The sequence below is a fragment of the uncultured Oscillibacter sp. genome, from assembly GCF_910587525.1.
In the GTDB taxonomy this organism is placed as follows: Bacteria; Bacillota; Clostridia; order Oscillospirales; family Oscillospiraceae; genus Oscillibacter.
The window spans coordinates 1-13,970 of record NZ_CAJULS010000057.1 but is presented as its reverse complement, the minus strand read 5'-3'; the positions used below and the strand labels follow the sequence as shown (position 1 = coordinate 13,970).

General features: G+C 63.1%; 13 protein-coding genes and 1 pseudogene. 11 read left to right on the top strand and 3 right to left on the bottom strand.

The features are described from left to right. Window positions 1-280 precede the first annotated feature (280 nt). From QZ326_RS06830 to QZ326_RS06810, 5 genes are all read left to right on the top strand, one after another. On the top strand, window positions 281-814 hold the full coding sequence (locus tag QZ326_RS06830; RefSeq protein WP_295743015.1) for a DUF4368 domain-containing protein: 534 nt from the start codon (window positions 281-283) through the stop codon (window positions 812-814). A 210-nt stretch (window positions 815-1,024) separates the two neighbouring features. Further along, window positions 1,025-1,387 (top strand): hypothetical protein, encoded by a 363-nt coding sequence (locus tag QZ326_RS13420; protein ID WP_365328622.1) that lies wholly within the window; start codon window positions 1,025-1,027, stop codon window positions 1,385-1,387. Between the two features lie 118 nt (window positions 1,388-1,505). Further along, window positions 1,506-2,558 carry an ABC transporter substrate-binding protein gene (locus QZ326_RS06820; RefSeq protein WP_295743012.1) on the top strand — a complete coding sequence of 351 codons (1,053 nt, stop codon included), beginning with the start codon at window positions 1,506-1,508 and terminating at the stop codon, window positions 2,556-2,558. Continuing rightward, entirely contained in the window at window positions 2,548-3,309 is a 762-nt protein-coding gene (locus tag QZ326_RS06815; RefSeq protein WP_295743009.1) for an ABC transporter permease, read from the top strand. Before QZ326_RS06820 ends, QZ326_RS06815 begins: the two co-directional genes overlap by 11 nt. Further along, window positions 3,309-3,881, top strand: coding sequence for an ATP-binding cassette domain-containing protein (locus tag QZ326_RS06810; protein ID WP_295743007.1), 573 nt, complete (start codon window positions 3,309-3,311; stop codon window positions 3,879-3,881). Before QZ326_RS06815 ends, QZ326_RS06810 begins: the two co-directional genes overlap by 1 nt. A gap of 56 nt (window positions 3,882-3,937) precedes the next feature. Here QZ326_RS06810 and QZ326_RS06805 read toward each other — a convergent pair whose 3' ends face one another. Next, window positions 3,938-4,957, bottom strand: a complete 1,020-nt coding sequence (locus QZ326_RS06805; protein ID WP_295743004.1) for an alpha-hydroxy-acid oxidizing protein — start codon at window positions 4,955-4,957, stop codon at window positions 3,938-3,940. A 188-nt stretch (window positions 4,958-5,145) separates the two neighbouring features. Between QZ326_RS06805 and QZ326_RS06800 the strand changes: the two genes are divergently transcribed. From QZ326_RS06800 to QZ326_RS06790, 3 genes are all read left to right on the top strand, one after another. After that, window positions 5,146-6,156, top strand: coding sequence for a histidinol-phosphate transaminase (locus QZ326_RS06800; RefSeq protein ID WP_295743002.1), 1,011 nt, complete (start codon window positions 5,146-5,148; stop codon window positions 6,154-6,156). A 129-nt stretch (window positions 6,157-6,285) separates the two neighbouring features. Continuing rightward, window positions 6,286-7,230, top strand: coding sequence for a DUF4349 domain-containing protein (locus QZ326_RS06795; RefSeq protein WP_295743000.1), 945 nt, complete (start codon window positions 6,286-6,288; stop codon window positions 7,228-7,230). Between the two features lie 59 nt (window positions 7,231-7,289). Then, window positions 7,290-7,898 carry an MBL fold metallo-hydrolase gene (locus QZ326_RS06790; protein ID WP_295742997.1) on the top strand — a complete coding sequence of 203 codons (609 nt, stop codon included), beginning with the start codon at window positions 7,290-7,292 and terminating at the stop codon, window positions 7,896-7,898. A gap of 52 nt (window positions 7,899-7,950) precedes the next feature. On the opposite strand, the gene QZ326_RS06785 is transcribed toward QZ326_RS06790, so the two are convergent. Both QZ326_RS06785 and QZ326_RS06780 read right to left on the bottom strand, forming a co-directional pair. Further along, window positions 7,951-8,697, bottom strand: a complete 747-nt coding sequence (locus tag QZ326_RS06785) for an acyl-[acyl-carrier-protein] thioesterase (RefSeq protein ID WP_295742995.1) — start codon at window positions 8,695-8,697, stop codon at window positions 7,951-7,953. A 95-nt stretch (window positions 8,698-8,792) separates the two neighbouring features. Next, window positions 8,793-9,584, bottom strand: a complete 792-nt coding sequence (locus tag QZ326_RS06780) for an HAD family hydrolase (RefSeq protein WP_295742993.1) — start codon at window positions 9,582-9,584, stop codon at window positions 8,793-8,795. Window positions 9,585-10,177: 593 nt separating this feature from the next. On the opposite strand from QZ326_RS06780, the gene QZ326_RS06775 reads away from it, so the two are divergent. From QZ326_RS06775 to QZ326_RS06765, 3 genes and pseudogenes are all read left to right on the top strand, one after another. Next, window positions 10,178-12,844, top strand: coding sequence for a translation factor GTPase family protein (locus QZ326_RS06775; protein ID WP_295742990.1), 2,667 nt, complete (start codon window positions 10,178-10,180; stop codon window positions 12,842-12,844). Continuing rightward, on the top strand, window positions 12,838-13,287 hold the full coding sequence (locus tag QZ326_RS06770; RefSeq protein ID WP_295742988.1) for a signal peptidase II: 450 nt from the start codon (window positions 12,838-12,840) through the stop codon (window positions 13,285-13,287). The genes QZ326_RS06775 and QZ326_RS06770 overlap by 7 nt, the downstream gene beginning before the upstream one ends. Before the next feature lie 288 nt (window positions 13,288-13,575). After that, window positions 13,576-13,970: pseudogene (locus QZ326_RS06765) on the top strand (ATP-binding protein); the annotation flags it as partial.

Here is a 13,970-nt window from a genome sequence, read left to right as displayed (position 1 = left end):
CAGAGGGCCTATAAAGAGAACGGAGCGCCCAGGTCATCCCCGGACGCTCCCGCTTCGGTTCCCTTCTGCTGGTCGATCACCGCCTCCCCAGCCTGTGCCATTTTGCCACAAATGAACCTCAGTCAATGTAATGTAGTGGTCTGGTGAAACCACCTTTTACACAATACATCTCAGCGTAATTTTTACTGAAATACTGCAAGGAACAGGGTCTAAGCAACGTGTTCTTCTTTTCGGACGATGGTTTACCGGGACCAATTTTGGGCGTCCGGGCTTTACAGAAATGATGGACCTTGTAGAACAGGGCCGAGTAAAAACCATTATCGTCAAGGACCATTCCAGGCCAGGCCGAAACCGCCTTATTGTAGGTGCTCTGATGGAGCGATTCACAGAAGATTACAACGTGCGTTATATCGCTGTGACGGATGGCATAGACAGCGCCAAGGGCCTTGACGATATGGTAGCGGTTCGGGAACTTTTCAACGGGTTCTATCCCTGTGACACATCAAAGAAGATACGGGCAGTTTTCACCAATAAGGGCAACAGCGGTCAACGGCTATGTACCCAGGTTCCCTATGGCTGCATTGAACCGGATAAGGAGCAGACTCAAGCCGTGAATATGGCGCAGTTTATCGCTCTGGTGAAGAAGTACAACAATATTGATATACTTACCCCAGCCCTGGTGAATGAGTTCATCGAGCGTATTGAGGTACACGCCCCGGACAAATCCAGCGGAAAACGGACACAGAAGATTGATATTGTTTACAATTTCGTAGGTATGCTCCCCGTATCCCTGGCAAAGTTGAAAGCGGCGTAACCCTTACCGTTACACCGTTTCTCCTCAAACTAAAATACTTCCCTATCACACCCCGCCAGACGGCGGAGGGGATGTTTTTATGTTCCGCGGAAGGAGGAAGGCAAGTGGAGACACGCGTGGCCGTAGTGGCGGTGATCGTACAGGAGGGCGCGGGGGGTGACGGCGCTGAACGATCTGCTGCACCAGTATGGAAAGCATATCATTGGCCGGATGGGCGTACCCTATCACACAAAGAGAGTCAACATCATCAGCGTGGCTATGGACGCGCCGGCAGATGTGGTCTCGGCGCTCTCCGGCAGGCTGGGGCGGCTCCCCGGCGTGACCCCAAGACGGTGTACGCGCGGAGGCGGCGCTGCAAAAAAAGGTTTCGCCCGCCCTTTTCGGGTCCCCGCGCAAGCCCAGCGGCTGCGCAGACCTTGGCGGCTTTGCCGCTTGGAACAGTTCCCCAAAATACTGAGAAAAGGTCAGCGGTCCGGGAACCGCATGACCGCGTTGCCGTCCCTGGGGGGCGTCAGCCTGCCGGCGTCCTCCGCCTTGCTCTGCATTCCCCGTCCCCGCTTCCTTTTTTCATGATTTCTGGGAACGGCTCTAAGCTCCATTTTCGGCGAAGCCGGAAATGGAGCGGCGGCGTTTCTTCCGGCGAGGCGCCGGGGCGCGGCCTCGGCAAAAATAAGAAAAAGAGGAATTCATCATGAAACTGTATCCAAGAATTTTGTCCTTGTCCCTGACTGTCCTGCTCCTTTTGTCCCTGGCCGCCTGCGGCCGGAAGCCGGACATTCCGGATACGGCCTCCACAGCCCCGGAGAGCGATGCGCAGGGGCTGGTTCCCTCCGATCCTCCGGCGGAGCTCCCCCCGGAAGCCGTCCAGACCCGGTTCGCCACCCTGAAGGGCCCCACCGCCATGGGTCTGGTCCATCTGATGTCCATGCCCGGCATTGGCGAGCACTGGACGTTCACGCTGGCGGGCTCCGCCGACGAGGTGACCCCCGCCCTCATCAAAGGGGATCTGGACGTGGCCTGCGTCCCGGCCAACCTGGCTTCCGTGCTCTACAACAAGACGGAGGGCGGCGTCGTGTGTCTTGCCGTCAACACCTTGGGCGTGCTCTATATTGTGGAAAACGGGGATGAGATCCAGTCCGTGGCAGATCTTGCGGGCAAGACCATCGTCTCCGCCGGCAAGGGCTCCACGCCGGAGTACGGCCTGCGGTATCTCCTCAGCGAAAACGGCATCGACCCGGACAGGGATGTGACCATCGACTGGAAGAGTGAGCACAGCGAGTGCGTGGCGGCCCTGGCCTCCGGCGCGGCGACGGTCGCCATGCTGCCACAGCCCTTTGTCACTGCGGCCCAGAATAAGCTGGAACACCTCCGGGTGGCTCTGGACCTGACGGCGGAGTGGGATGCCCTGGACAACGGCTCCGCCATGATCACCGGCGTGGCGGTGGCCCGGCGGGCGTTCGTGGAGGAGCACCCGGAGACCGTGAAGTGCTTCCTCCAATACTACGCCCAGAGCGTGGACTGGGTCAACGCCAACCCCGCCGAGGCCGCGGAGCTGATCGCGGCGTACGGCATCATCGAGAGCGCTGCCATTGCGGAACAGGCCCTGCCCCACTGCAATATCGTCTGCCTCACGGGACAGGAGATGTATGAGAAGCTCTCCGGCTATCTCCAGGTCCTCTCTGCGGCTGCCCCGGAGGCCGTGGGCGGAGAGCTGCCCCGGGACGACTTCTTCTATGGCGCGTAAAGACGGCCTCCGTCTGCGGGCTGTGGTTTTTTGGCTGGCGGTGTGGCAGCTGGGGGCCATGGCCCTGGCGGCGGCCTACCCCCACGGAGAGCTGCTGCTGGCCTCGCCCCTCGCGTCTTTCCGGCGGCTGGCGGCTCTGGCGGTTACCGCCGCCTTCTGGAACGCCGTGGGCTGGTCCGCCTGCCGGATCCTGGGGGGATTTCTGCTCTCCTGCCTGGCGGCGGCGGGGCTGGCGGCTCTGGCGGCCCGGTATCCCCTGGCGGAGGAGCTGCTTGCGCCCCCGGTGGCGGCGGTGAAGGCCACGCCGGTGGCCTCCTTCATCATCCTGGCCCTGGTGTGGCTGGACGGCGGCTGCCTGCCGGTGTTCATCGCCTTTTTGATGGTGTTTCCCACAGTGTACCTGAACCTGCTGGAGGGAATCCGGCAGACGGACGGGAAGCTGCTGGAGATGGCCCGTGTGTTTCGTGTGCCCCTTGTCCGGCGGCTGCGGGGGATCTACCTCCCCCAGGTGCTGCCCTACTTCCGCTCCGCCGCCTCGCTGGGGCTGGGCCTCTGCTGGAAGGCGGGTATCGCGGCGGAGGTCATCGGCCTGCCCAGGGGCTCCATGGGCGAGCGGCTGTACACCGCCAAAATCTACTTTCAGACGGCGGACCTCTTCGCCTGGACCGCCGCCATTGTGGCGGTGTCCATACTCTTTGAGCGGCTCTTTTTGAAGCTGGCGGACGCCATTGCGGGAAAGGCGGCGGTGTGATGGAGATACGGGTGCAGAACCTCTGCAAGTCCTACAGCGGCGTACCGGTGCTGCGGGATGTGACCTTTACCGCAGGGGACGGCGTCACCTGCGTCATGGCTCCCTCCGGCGGGGGGAAGACCACCCTGCTGCGGATTCTGCTGGGCCTGGAGGCGGCGGACAGCGGCACGGTGTCCGGCCTGGAGAACTGCCGCTGGGCGGCGGTCTTCCAGGAGGACCGGCTGCTGGAGCAGCTGGACGCCGCCGGGAATCTGCGGTTCATCCTGGGGCGGGACTACGATAGCGTCCAGGCCGCCGCCATGCTGGCGGAGCTGGGTCTTGGAGATGTGAACGGCAAACCCGTCCGGGCGTTTTCAGGCGGCATGCGGCGGCGGCTGGCTCTGGCCCGGGCCCTGCTGGCGCGGAGCGACGCCTTGGCCCTGGACGAGCCCTTTGCCGGATTGGACGGCGAGACGCGGCAGCGGGCTTGGAACTGTATCCTCCACCGCAGGGGACGGCGGCCCGTCCTGCTGGTGACCCACGACGAAGCGGACGCGGCGGGCCTGGGGGCGCAGATTGTCCGCCTGGTCTGAGACATCAAAAAGAAGGGGGAGGCGCCGGCCTCCCCCTTCTTTTTGATGTATGATCCTCAATAACCAAAGAGCATGGAGCGGTTGATGTCCGCCAGCTTGCGGGCCCCGCACATGGACATGGCGTCCGCCAGCTCCGCGCGGAGCTTGTCCACATAGAGCTTTACACCCTCCGCGCCGCCGCCGTAGACCATGTTCACGAAGGGGCGGCAGATCAGCACGCCGTCGGCTCCCAGGGCCAGGGCCTTGAACACATCCATGCCGGAGCGGATGCCGCCGTCCACCAGGACGGTCATCCTGCCGCCGACGGCGTCCGCAATGGCGGGCAGGACCTCGGCGGTGGCGGGGCACTGGTCCAGCACCCGGCCGCCGTGGTTGGACACCACGATGGCGCTGGCTCCGGCCTCCAACGCTTTTTTCGCCCCGGCTACGGTCATAATGCCCTTGAGGATGAAGGGCCGCTCCGCCCAGGCGGCGATCTGCCGCAGCTCCTCCACGGTCTTCCGGCCGGCGGGGGGCTCCATGTTCTGCAGGAAGGGCAGGCCCGCCGCGTCGATGTCCATGGCGACGGCAATGGGGTTCGCCGCCTTCACAAGCTCCAGCTTCTCTTTCACCAGCTCCATGTTCCAGGGCTTGACGGTGGGTACGCCGCAGCCGCCGCTCTTTGCCAGCACCTCCGCCGCGGCGCGCATGACGTCGTGGTTCTGCCCGTCGCCGGTGAAGGCGGCAATGCCCGCCGCCGCGCAGGCGGGGACCAGAATCTCATTGTACTCCAGGTCGTTGTACTTGTCGCCGTAGTGCAGGGTCACCGCCCCCACGGGGGCCGCGAACACGGGCAGGGTCAGCCTGCGCCCGAACAGCTCACAGCTGGTGTCCACGGGCGCGTTTTCGCAGATGGTGTCCATGTTGACGCAAAGCTCCTGCCACTTCTGGTAGTTGCGGATGGCGCCGGTGCCCAGGCCCTTGGCCCCGGGACCGGGCATGGTGTTTTTGCAGGCCAGGCCGTTGCAGACGGGGCAGGATTTACAGTAGGGCCCCATGCAGGTGCGGCTGGCCGCCAGGACTTCCTGATAGGTCATAGTGGTTCTCCCTCCAAAGCGGAAATTGATGGGTCCATTTTACCGTCTTTTTGGGAAAAAGGCAAGCGCCGCGGGAAAAGGATCTGTAAAAAACACCGCCGCCATAAAAAGAATTGAATAGCGGGTGTTCCGGCGGTATAATGAAATCGAAAGCCCGGGAGATGACGGAACGGATGAAGGAGAACCCGATGGAAAAGTATACGTATGATTTTTCGGTGAACATCAATCCGCTGGGGCTGCCGGAGGGGGTCATTCCGCATGTGGCAGCCAGCCTGGAGCAGTGCAGAAATTACCCGGACCCGTCCTGCGGAGCCCTGGGGACGCTTTTGTCCGGCAAATATCTGCTTCCGAAAGAGCGTTTTTTCTTCGGGAACGGCGCTGACGATCTGCTTTACCGTATTGTCTGTGCGTTTCAGCCTCGGAGAGCTCTGATTATAGAGCCGGCCTTTGAGGAGTATGAAAGGGCGCTGCGGACGGTTTCTTGTCAGATTGTCCACGGTGTTTTGCCGGAGGCGCGCGGTTTCGCGTTTCCAGAGGATTTGCCGGACCTCATCACCGGCGGATTGGATATGGTATTTCTCTGCAATCCCAACAACCCCACAGGCGCCATGTGTCCTCTGCCAATACTACGGAAAATATTGGACAGGGCCAGGGAGAGACGTGTTACGGTGGTGGCGGATGAGTGCTTTATGGAATTTGTGCCAGAGTGGAGAAGCTGCTCGGCAAAGGCGCTTGTGGAGGAGTACGGCAATCTGATTGTCATTGACGCGTTTACCAAGATATACGCTCTGGCGGGATTCCGCCTGGGCTTTTGCGTGTGCGGAGATCCGGAAATGCTGCGGGCGATTGCCCGCCACGGACAGAGCTACGGCGTGTCCGGGCCTGCCCAGGCGGCGGGGATCGGGGCGCTGAAAAGCGAGGAGTATCTGCCGTCGACGTATCGGCTGGTCGTGGAGGAGCGGGAGTTTCTGATGACCGGGCTGGCAGGGCTTCCGTTAAAGGTCTATCCCTCAAGGACTAATTTTCTGCTCTTTCATTGCGCCTTCCCTCTGCTTGCCGATAAGTTGAAGCGGTATGGCATCAAAGTCAGGGACTGCTCGGAGTTTTACTCTTTGGACAGCCTGTACCACCGGATCGCGGTATCGACCCATGAGAACAACCGGTATCTGCTCCAGGCGCTGGGGGAGATTCTCAGTTAGCGGGGAGCTGGAGGAATCTATCATGAGAAAGTTCCCGGAATTCCGGAACTTTTTGGATTTGTTTCCGTCTATATAGGTAAGAGCTTCGTTGGGAAGAGCGGAGAGAAGAAGTTGAAGGAGGTCCACAGCATGAAAAAGCGCATTGGAGCAGTTCTCTTGTCCCTGGCGGTGATCCTGGCCCTGCTGGCCGCCTGCGGCGGCGGCAGCGACGTGAGCAACAGCTATGCCGGCGGAGGTTCCGCCGCTTTGGCGGACGCCCCCCCCGCAGACATGGAGGAGCCGCAGGCGTCGGAGTACGGTTTTACAGCGGAGTCCGCCCCCGTGGGCGGGGCGGAGGAGGACGTCCTGCGGGACGCCAAGATGATCCGCACCGCCAATCTGGAGATGGAGACCACCGCCTTTGACGAGGCCGTGGAGGGCCTGGGCCGCCTGACGAAGGAGATGGGGGGCTACTATGAGAACAGCTCCCTGCGTACCGGCGGCAGCGGCTACCGCTGGGCGGACTACACCGTTCGCGTTCCCGCGAAGAATTATGACGAGTTTCTCTCCCGGGCCGGGGCGCTGTGCAACCTGACCTGGCGCTCCGAGAGCGCGGAGAACGTGACGGAGGCCTACTACGACACGGCGGGCCGGCTGAAAACCCAGCAGATCAAGCTGGAGCGGCTCCAGGAGCTCCTCAGCCGGGCGGAGGCCATGGAGGACATTATCACCATCGAGTCCGCCATTTCCGAGACGGAGTACCAGATCGAGAGCCTCTCCGGCACACTGCGCCATTACGACGCCTTGGTGGACTACGCCACCGTCAGCGTCAATCTCCAGGAGGTCTACAAGCTCTCCGACGTGGAGGAGGCCCCAAACAGCTTCGGCGCCCGGATGGGCTCCGCCTTCACCGCCGGCTGGGCGGCCTTTGCCGCCGGCATGGAGAACCTGGCGGTGGGCCTGGCGTATATCTGGATGTGGCTGCTGGCGCTGGCGGTGATCGTCGCCGCCGTGACTGCCGTTCTGCGGCGGCGGAAGCGTGGCTTCACCGTGTCCGGGCAGAAAAAAGCGGATGACAATTCTCCGAAAACCTGATAAAATTGAGAGAGGCGGAGTACCCGCCTCTCTCAATTGATTTACAAGGAGGACTTGCCATGAAGCTCACCTGGCTGGGCCATGCCTGCTTTTTGCTGGAGCAGGAGGGCTATACCATTCTGCTGGACCCCTACACCGGCGTGGAGGGCTACCCGCCCCTGTGTGCCGCCGCGCACCAGGTCTTTTGCAGCCACCAGCACTTCGACCACAACGCTGCGGACCGGGTGGAGCGGCTGCCAGCCCGGGAGAGCCCCTTCGCTGTCCGGGAGGTCCCCGCATTCCACGACGATCAGGGCGGCGCGGTACGGGGGGAGAACACCATTCGGGTCTTCTCCGCCGGCGGTGTGTCCGCGGCCCACCTGGGGGACCTGGGACACCAGCTCTCCCCGGAGCAGATTGAGGCCATCGGCCCTGTGGATCTGGTGATGGTTCCCGTGGGCGGCACCTACACCGTGGACGCCGCCGGGGCGAAGCGGGTCTGCGAGGCCCTGGCCCCCAGGTGGATCGTCCCCATGCACTACCGCCACGCACCCTATGGCCTGCCCAATGTGGGCGGCGTGGAGGAATTCCTGGCCCTGTGGCGGCCGGAGCAGGTCCGCTACCTGGAGGGCCCCTCCCTGGAGCTGCCCCTGCAGTCCGGAGGCGTGTGGGTGCCGAAATTTGCATGACGCTCAAAAGGGCGGCCCGGTTCTGCCGGGCCGCTCCTCTTTTTTATATGGGTTAAAACACGCAAAGAGCCGTAAAGCAGGCCCCCTCGGGGCCCAGGCCCTCCACGCGGTAGGTCTCTCCCCCGCGCAGGCCCAGGAGCCGCAGATCCTCTCCCAGGGTGGCCTCTTTGCTGTAATTGATGTAGAATTCCCGGGGAATGCGCTCCTGGAGGTCTTCCGGCAGGCAGTCCCACACGATGTCCCCGTAGTTGGCGCTGTATACGTGGCCGTTGCCGTCCAGGTCGGACCAGCGGATGCGCCGCACGCCCAGTTCCTCCGCACCCTCCCGGGGCAGGACAATCTTCCGGGGTTCCGGGCAGTCGATCTCCTTGGGGCAGACCGTCAGGGGTTTTGCGGTGAAGGAGCCGGGGCGCAGAATTTTCCGTGTCACCGGGTCCACCAGAATCCAGTCGCTGCGGATGGAGACGCACAGCCGCCCCTCCTGGTCCGCCATCTCGTACACCCGCTGCATATGGGCCCCCTTGACACCGTTTTCCCAGGTGGTGATGTCCAGCACCTCCCGGGCCCTGGGGCAGCGGCGGATCTTCACCGCCAGGCGGGAGAGGAGAAACGCCTCCCGCATCTCCAGCAGCTTCTCGTGGGTCAGTCCCCGGGCGTCGTAGTCGTAGCCGGCGTAGTTGGCCGCCTTGCGCAGCAGGGCGGAGATCCGGGCGTTTTTGTTCCGGTCACAGTCGGCGAAGGTCAGCTCCTCCTGGCGGAAATAGCTGTTTTCCGTCAGCTTGCTCTTGAAAGAATCCACGGTGGTTCAGACTTCCTTTTCTCGTTTGTTTATAAAATTCATCATACCATAAATTCCGCAATTTTACAAACGGAGGCTGGAAATTCATTCCAGCCTCACGCGCCCAACTCCGAGAGAAGTTCCTCCAGCACAGTGACCACGCTGGCGCACTGCCGGGGAAAACGCTCCCGGAGGGCGGGGGCGGCAGAGGCCATCAGCCAGGGGACCCCGGCGGCCTCCAGCATGGGCACGTCGTTCCAGTTGTCGCCGAAGGCCATGACATCTGCTGTTTCCGCGCCCAGGGACCGGCACAGCCCCCGCAGGCCCGTGCCCTTGTCAGAGAGGGTGAAGTCCAGCCAGATGGGACCGGCCTCTGCCATGTGGAACCGGCTTTCCCACTGCGGGCCCAGGGCCTTTGCCGCCGCGGCGGGGCTGGGACAGCAGGCGGCAATCTTGATGATGTCCTCCCCGATGTCCTGGAGCCGGTCTATGGTCCGGACCTGATTGCCGGTCCAGCCCCGGAAGTCCCGGACCAGCTTTTCCGGCCAGCGCCAGAGATAGGAGATATTCTGGCCGGAGATCAGGGCATAGGACTCCGGCAGAGCGTGAATGTCCCGGATCAGGGTCAGGGCCTCCTCCCGGGGCATGGGGGTCTTGGAGAGGACGGGGGCCGTCTCCTCCGTGCCGGGGCCGAAGACCACGGCGCCGTTCTCGCAGAGGAAGCACACCTCGTCCGCCACAGGGGCGAACAGCTGCCGCAGGGAGTGGTACTGCCGCCCGGAGGCCGGGCAGAACAGCACCCCGGCGGAGCGCAGGCGGCGGATCAGGCTGAAGAGGGCGGGAGGCAGGACTGTCTCCCCATAGGAGAGCAGGGTGCCGTCGATGTCGCTGGCGATGAGCTTGACCATGGAGCAAGACCTCTTTTCCAATATTACCGTATTCAACCATACCACAAACTCCGCCCTATTTCCACTGTGCAATTGGCAGAAATTCTCGGCAGTTTTTCCGGTTTTGCTCTCCATTTTCAGGGTTTTGCCGCTAAACGCCGCTTATCCATTATGGATAAGCGCTCAATGAAGTGGAATTGCCGCCGCCAAAGTGTAAGAGAAGCTGGATGTACTTGTCCGGCAGGACAATTGGATATTGCTTTTGAAAAGCCACCGCATCTTCCGCCATTGGGATTCTGCCATGCTCCAACTCCGGTCTGACGGTAGCATGGGCGCGTATCCTGTTCAACTCGCTTTCCCCAAAACCGGCGGAGTTATGGCCGGCGGCATTCTTCCTGAACAGCCGTGCTCTGCTGGGAGTTTCCTCTTCGCAGATTTTATGCAGGGGCGGGGCTCTGTCCCCGCCCCTGCAAAGCGGCAGTTGCAAAACCAAAATCGCAGATGATAAAATTCCCGGTTGGACACTTCCCGTTTTGCTTTTCCGCTTGCGCCCCATGGGAATCAATAGTATAATAAATCGATTATACTTCATTTTACAAAGGAGGAGGGCCGGTATGAGAAAGCTGGTCGTCGGTATATTGGCCCATGTGGACGCGGGCAAGACCACGCTGTCCGAGGCCCTGCTCTACCGGAGCGGCGCTATTCGCCGTTTGGGCCGGGTGGACCACGGGGACGCCTTTCTGGATACGGACGCCATGGAGCGCCAGCGGGGGATCACGATCTTCTCCAAGCAGGCGGTGCTGCCGCTGGAGACCGTGGAGATCACCCTGCTGGACACTCCGGGCCACGTGGACTTCTCCGCCGAGGCGGAGCGGGTGTTGCGGGTGCTGGACTGCGCCATTCTGGTCATCAGCGGCGCGGACGGCGTTCAGGCCCACACCCGAACGCTGTGGCGGCTGCTGGGGAAGTATGAGATTCCGGTATTCCTGTTTGTCAATAAAATGGACCTCTCCGGGGCGGACCGTACCGCGCTGCTGGCGGAGCTGAAAGAAAAGCTGGACAGCGGGTGTGCGGACTTCGGCGCACCGCCGGAGGTCTTGGCCGAGGAGGCCGCCGTTTGCGACGAGGCCGCCCTGGAGCGGTATCTTGAAGCCGGTGCGCTGGCGGATGGGGATTTAACAGCTATGATCGCGTCAAGGAAACTGTTCCCCTGTTTCTTCGGCTCCGCCTTGAAGCTGGAGGGCGTGGAGGAATTTCTGGCAGGGCTGGAGCGGTACGCCCCGGTGCCGGCATACCCGCCGGAGTTCGGTGCCCGGGTCTTCAAAATTGCCCGGGACAGCCAGGGCGCAAGGCTCACCTATTTGAAGGTCACCGGCGGCACGCTGCGGGTGAAGGATATGCTGGCCAACCGCCGTTCCGGCCTGCCGGAGGAATGGGCGGAGAAGGCGGACCAGCTTCGGATATACTCCGGGGCGAAGTTCCGCCCGGTGGAGGAGGCCCCGGCAGGCACCGTGGCGGCGGTCACAGGCCTGAGCCGCACCCGCCCCGGGGACGGCCTGGGCTTTGAGACCGCCTGGACCGGCCCGGTGCTGGAGCCGGTTTTGACCTATCAGGTGATCCTGGAGGACGGCGCCGATCCCCACACGGCCCTGGACAGGCTCCGCCAGCTGGAAGAGGAGGACCCCCAGCTCCACATCGTCTGGAACGAGGGCCTGCGGGAGATCCACATTCAGCTGATGGGCGAGGTACAGCTGGAGATCCTACAGCGGATGCTGGAGGATCGGTTCGGAATGACGGTCTCCTTTGGGGCCGGGTCCATCCGCTACCGGGAGACCATCGCCGCCCCGGTGGTGGGCATCGGCCACTTCGAGCCCCTGCGGCATTATGCGGAGGTCCATTTGCTGCTGGAGCCCGGAGCCCCAGGCAGCGGGCTGGTTTTCGCCTCCGCCTGCCCCACAGATGTGCTGGACCTGAACTGGCAGCGGCTGATTCTGACCCACCTGGCGGAGAGGGAGCACCTGGGCGTGCTCACTGGCTCTCCCATCACGGACATGAAGATCACGCTCCTCACAGGCCGGGCCCACGAAAAGCACACGGAGGGCGGTGATTTCCGCCAGGCCACCTACCGGGCGGTGCGCCAGGGGCTGATGCAGGCGGAGAGCGTGCTGCTGGAGCCCTGGTATGATTTCCGACTGGAGCTGCCCGCCCCCCAGGTGGGACGGGCCATCAGCGACATCCAGCGGATGAACGGGGAGACGGACCCGCCGGAGACGGCGGGGGAGGAGGCAATCCTCACCGGGGCCGCCCCGGTGGCGGCCATGCGGGATTACGCAAGAGAGGTGGCGGCCTACACCCGGGGACAGGGGCGGCTGCTGTGTACTGCCGGGGGCTTTCGCCCCTGCGCCGGGGCGGAGGCGGTGATCGCCGCCATGGACTACGACCCGGAGCGGGATGTGGAGAACACGCCGGACTCCGTCTTCTGCGCCCACGGCGGCGGGTACACGGTGCCGTGGAGCGAGGTGCCCGCCCACGCCCACCTGGACAGCGGCCTCCGGTTCGGTTTGCCGGAGGAGCGGACGGAGGAAGTCCCCCGCGCCCGGCAGGCGTCCGGCTACGCCGGGACCGTGGAACAGGACCGGGAGCTTCAGGCCATCTTTGAGCGGACCTACGGCCCGGTGAAACGGCGGGCCTTCCTTCCGCCCAAGGAGCCCAGGCGGGCCCCGGCGGCGGAGCAGGGGGAGCGGCGGTCCGTTCCGGAGCGGGACCAGGGGCCGGAGTATCTGCTGGTGGACGGCTACAACATCATTTTCGCCTGGGATGAGCTGAAGAGCATCGCCTGGGACAATCTGGACGCCGCCCGGAAGCAGCTGTGCGACCTCCTCTGCAACTACCAGGGCTATCAGAAGTGCCGGATCATCGTGGTCTTTGACGCTTACAAGGTCAAAGGGGGCCTGGGGTCTGTGGAGAAGTACCACAATATCCACGTGGTCTACACCAAAGAGGCGGAAACGGCGGACGCCTATATCGAGCGGGCCACCTACGAGATTGGGCGGAAGCACCGGGTGAGGGTTGCCACCTCTGATGGGCCGGAGCAGCTCATTATCCTGGGCCACGGGGCCCTGCGGCTGTCCGCCTCGGGTTTCCACGAGGAGATGGAGCGTGTCCAGGGGCAGATTGCCGCCGCTCTGGGAAGGAACAATCAAAAGACCAGGACCGGCGCGGTGCGCTCCGCCATGGAGCGGGCCCAGAGAGCCGGGGAGAAAGAGGAGAAGCCATGTTGACTGCTGTTTGTACTGCCGCCGCCGTGCTGTCCGCCTGTACGGCGGCCCGGTGGTATCTCTGCCGCACCAGCCGCCGGGAGACCTCCCGCTGGGGCGGCCGGGTCCGTCTGACGGAACTTTGGAATCAGGGCGCGGCCTTTGGCCTGCCCATTGGGCGGCGGACGCTGCTGGCGCTCTCGGCAGGGGCCCTGGCGGCGGTGATTCGCCGGCGTGGAAAAAGCCCCGCGGCGGCGGGACTGGTCCTGGGAGGCGGCCTTGCCAACCTGTGGGAGCGGCTGCGGTATGGCCGGGTGTACGACTACCTCCGCTTCCCCAAGGCCCCCGGGCCCCTGGGGCGGTACGTCTATAATCTGGCGGACCTGGCCCTCTTCGCGGGGGCGGCGGGTCTGCTGCTGGGACGCCGCCGGCGGAGACCGGCCCGGCCTCCCCGAAGGGGATGCTGAGCGCATAGGGAGCTGTGGATTTTTTCGGGGATTACAGGGTTGACATAACAGTGTGGAAAAAACTGTGGATAATGTGCAAAACCCAATGGCGGCAGGCATTTTGCCGGGTGACAACTCTGTTATGAAAAGAGCTGCACAGCAACATTTTCACGAAAAAACGTGATCTCCACCGGGAAAAGGCGGGAAAAGCGGCCTCCGGCCCGGGAATACTTGAACTTATAAAAAAACTGTGATATAGTACGGTAGATCGGTATTTTCAGGGCGAGAACGCCCTTTTTTGGAGGATATATGGCAGTAAAGAAGCAGGATTACGGCAATGAGAGCATTTCGTCCCTCAAGGGCGCGGACCGGGTCCGGAAGCGGCCCGGCGTCATCTTCGGCTCCGACGGCCTGGACGGCTGCGAGCACGCGGTATTTGAGATTCTCTCCAACTCCATCGACGAGGCCCGGGAGGGCCACGGCACGTCCATCACGGTCACCCGGTACGCCGACCACAGCGTGGAGGTGGAGGACGCCGGCCGGGGCTGCCCGGTGGACTGGAACGAAAAGGAGCAGCGGTACAACTGGGAGCTGGTGTTCTGCGAGCTGTACGCCGGCGGCAAGTACGACAACGGGGGCGGGGACAACTACGAGTTCTCCCTGGGGCTCAACGGCCTGGGCTCCTGCGCCACCCAGTACGCCTC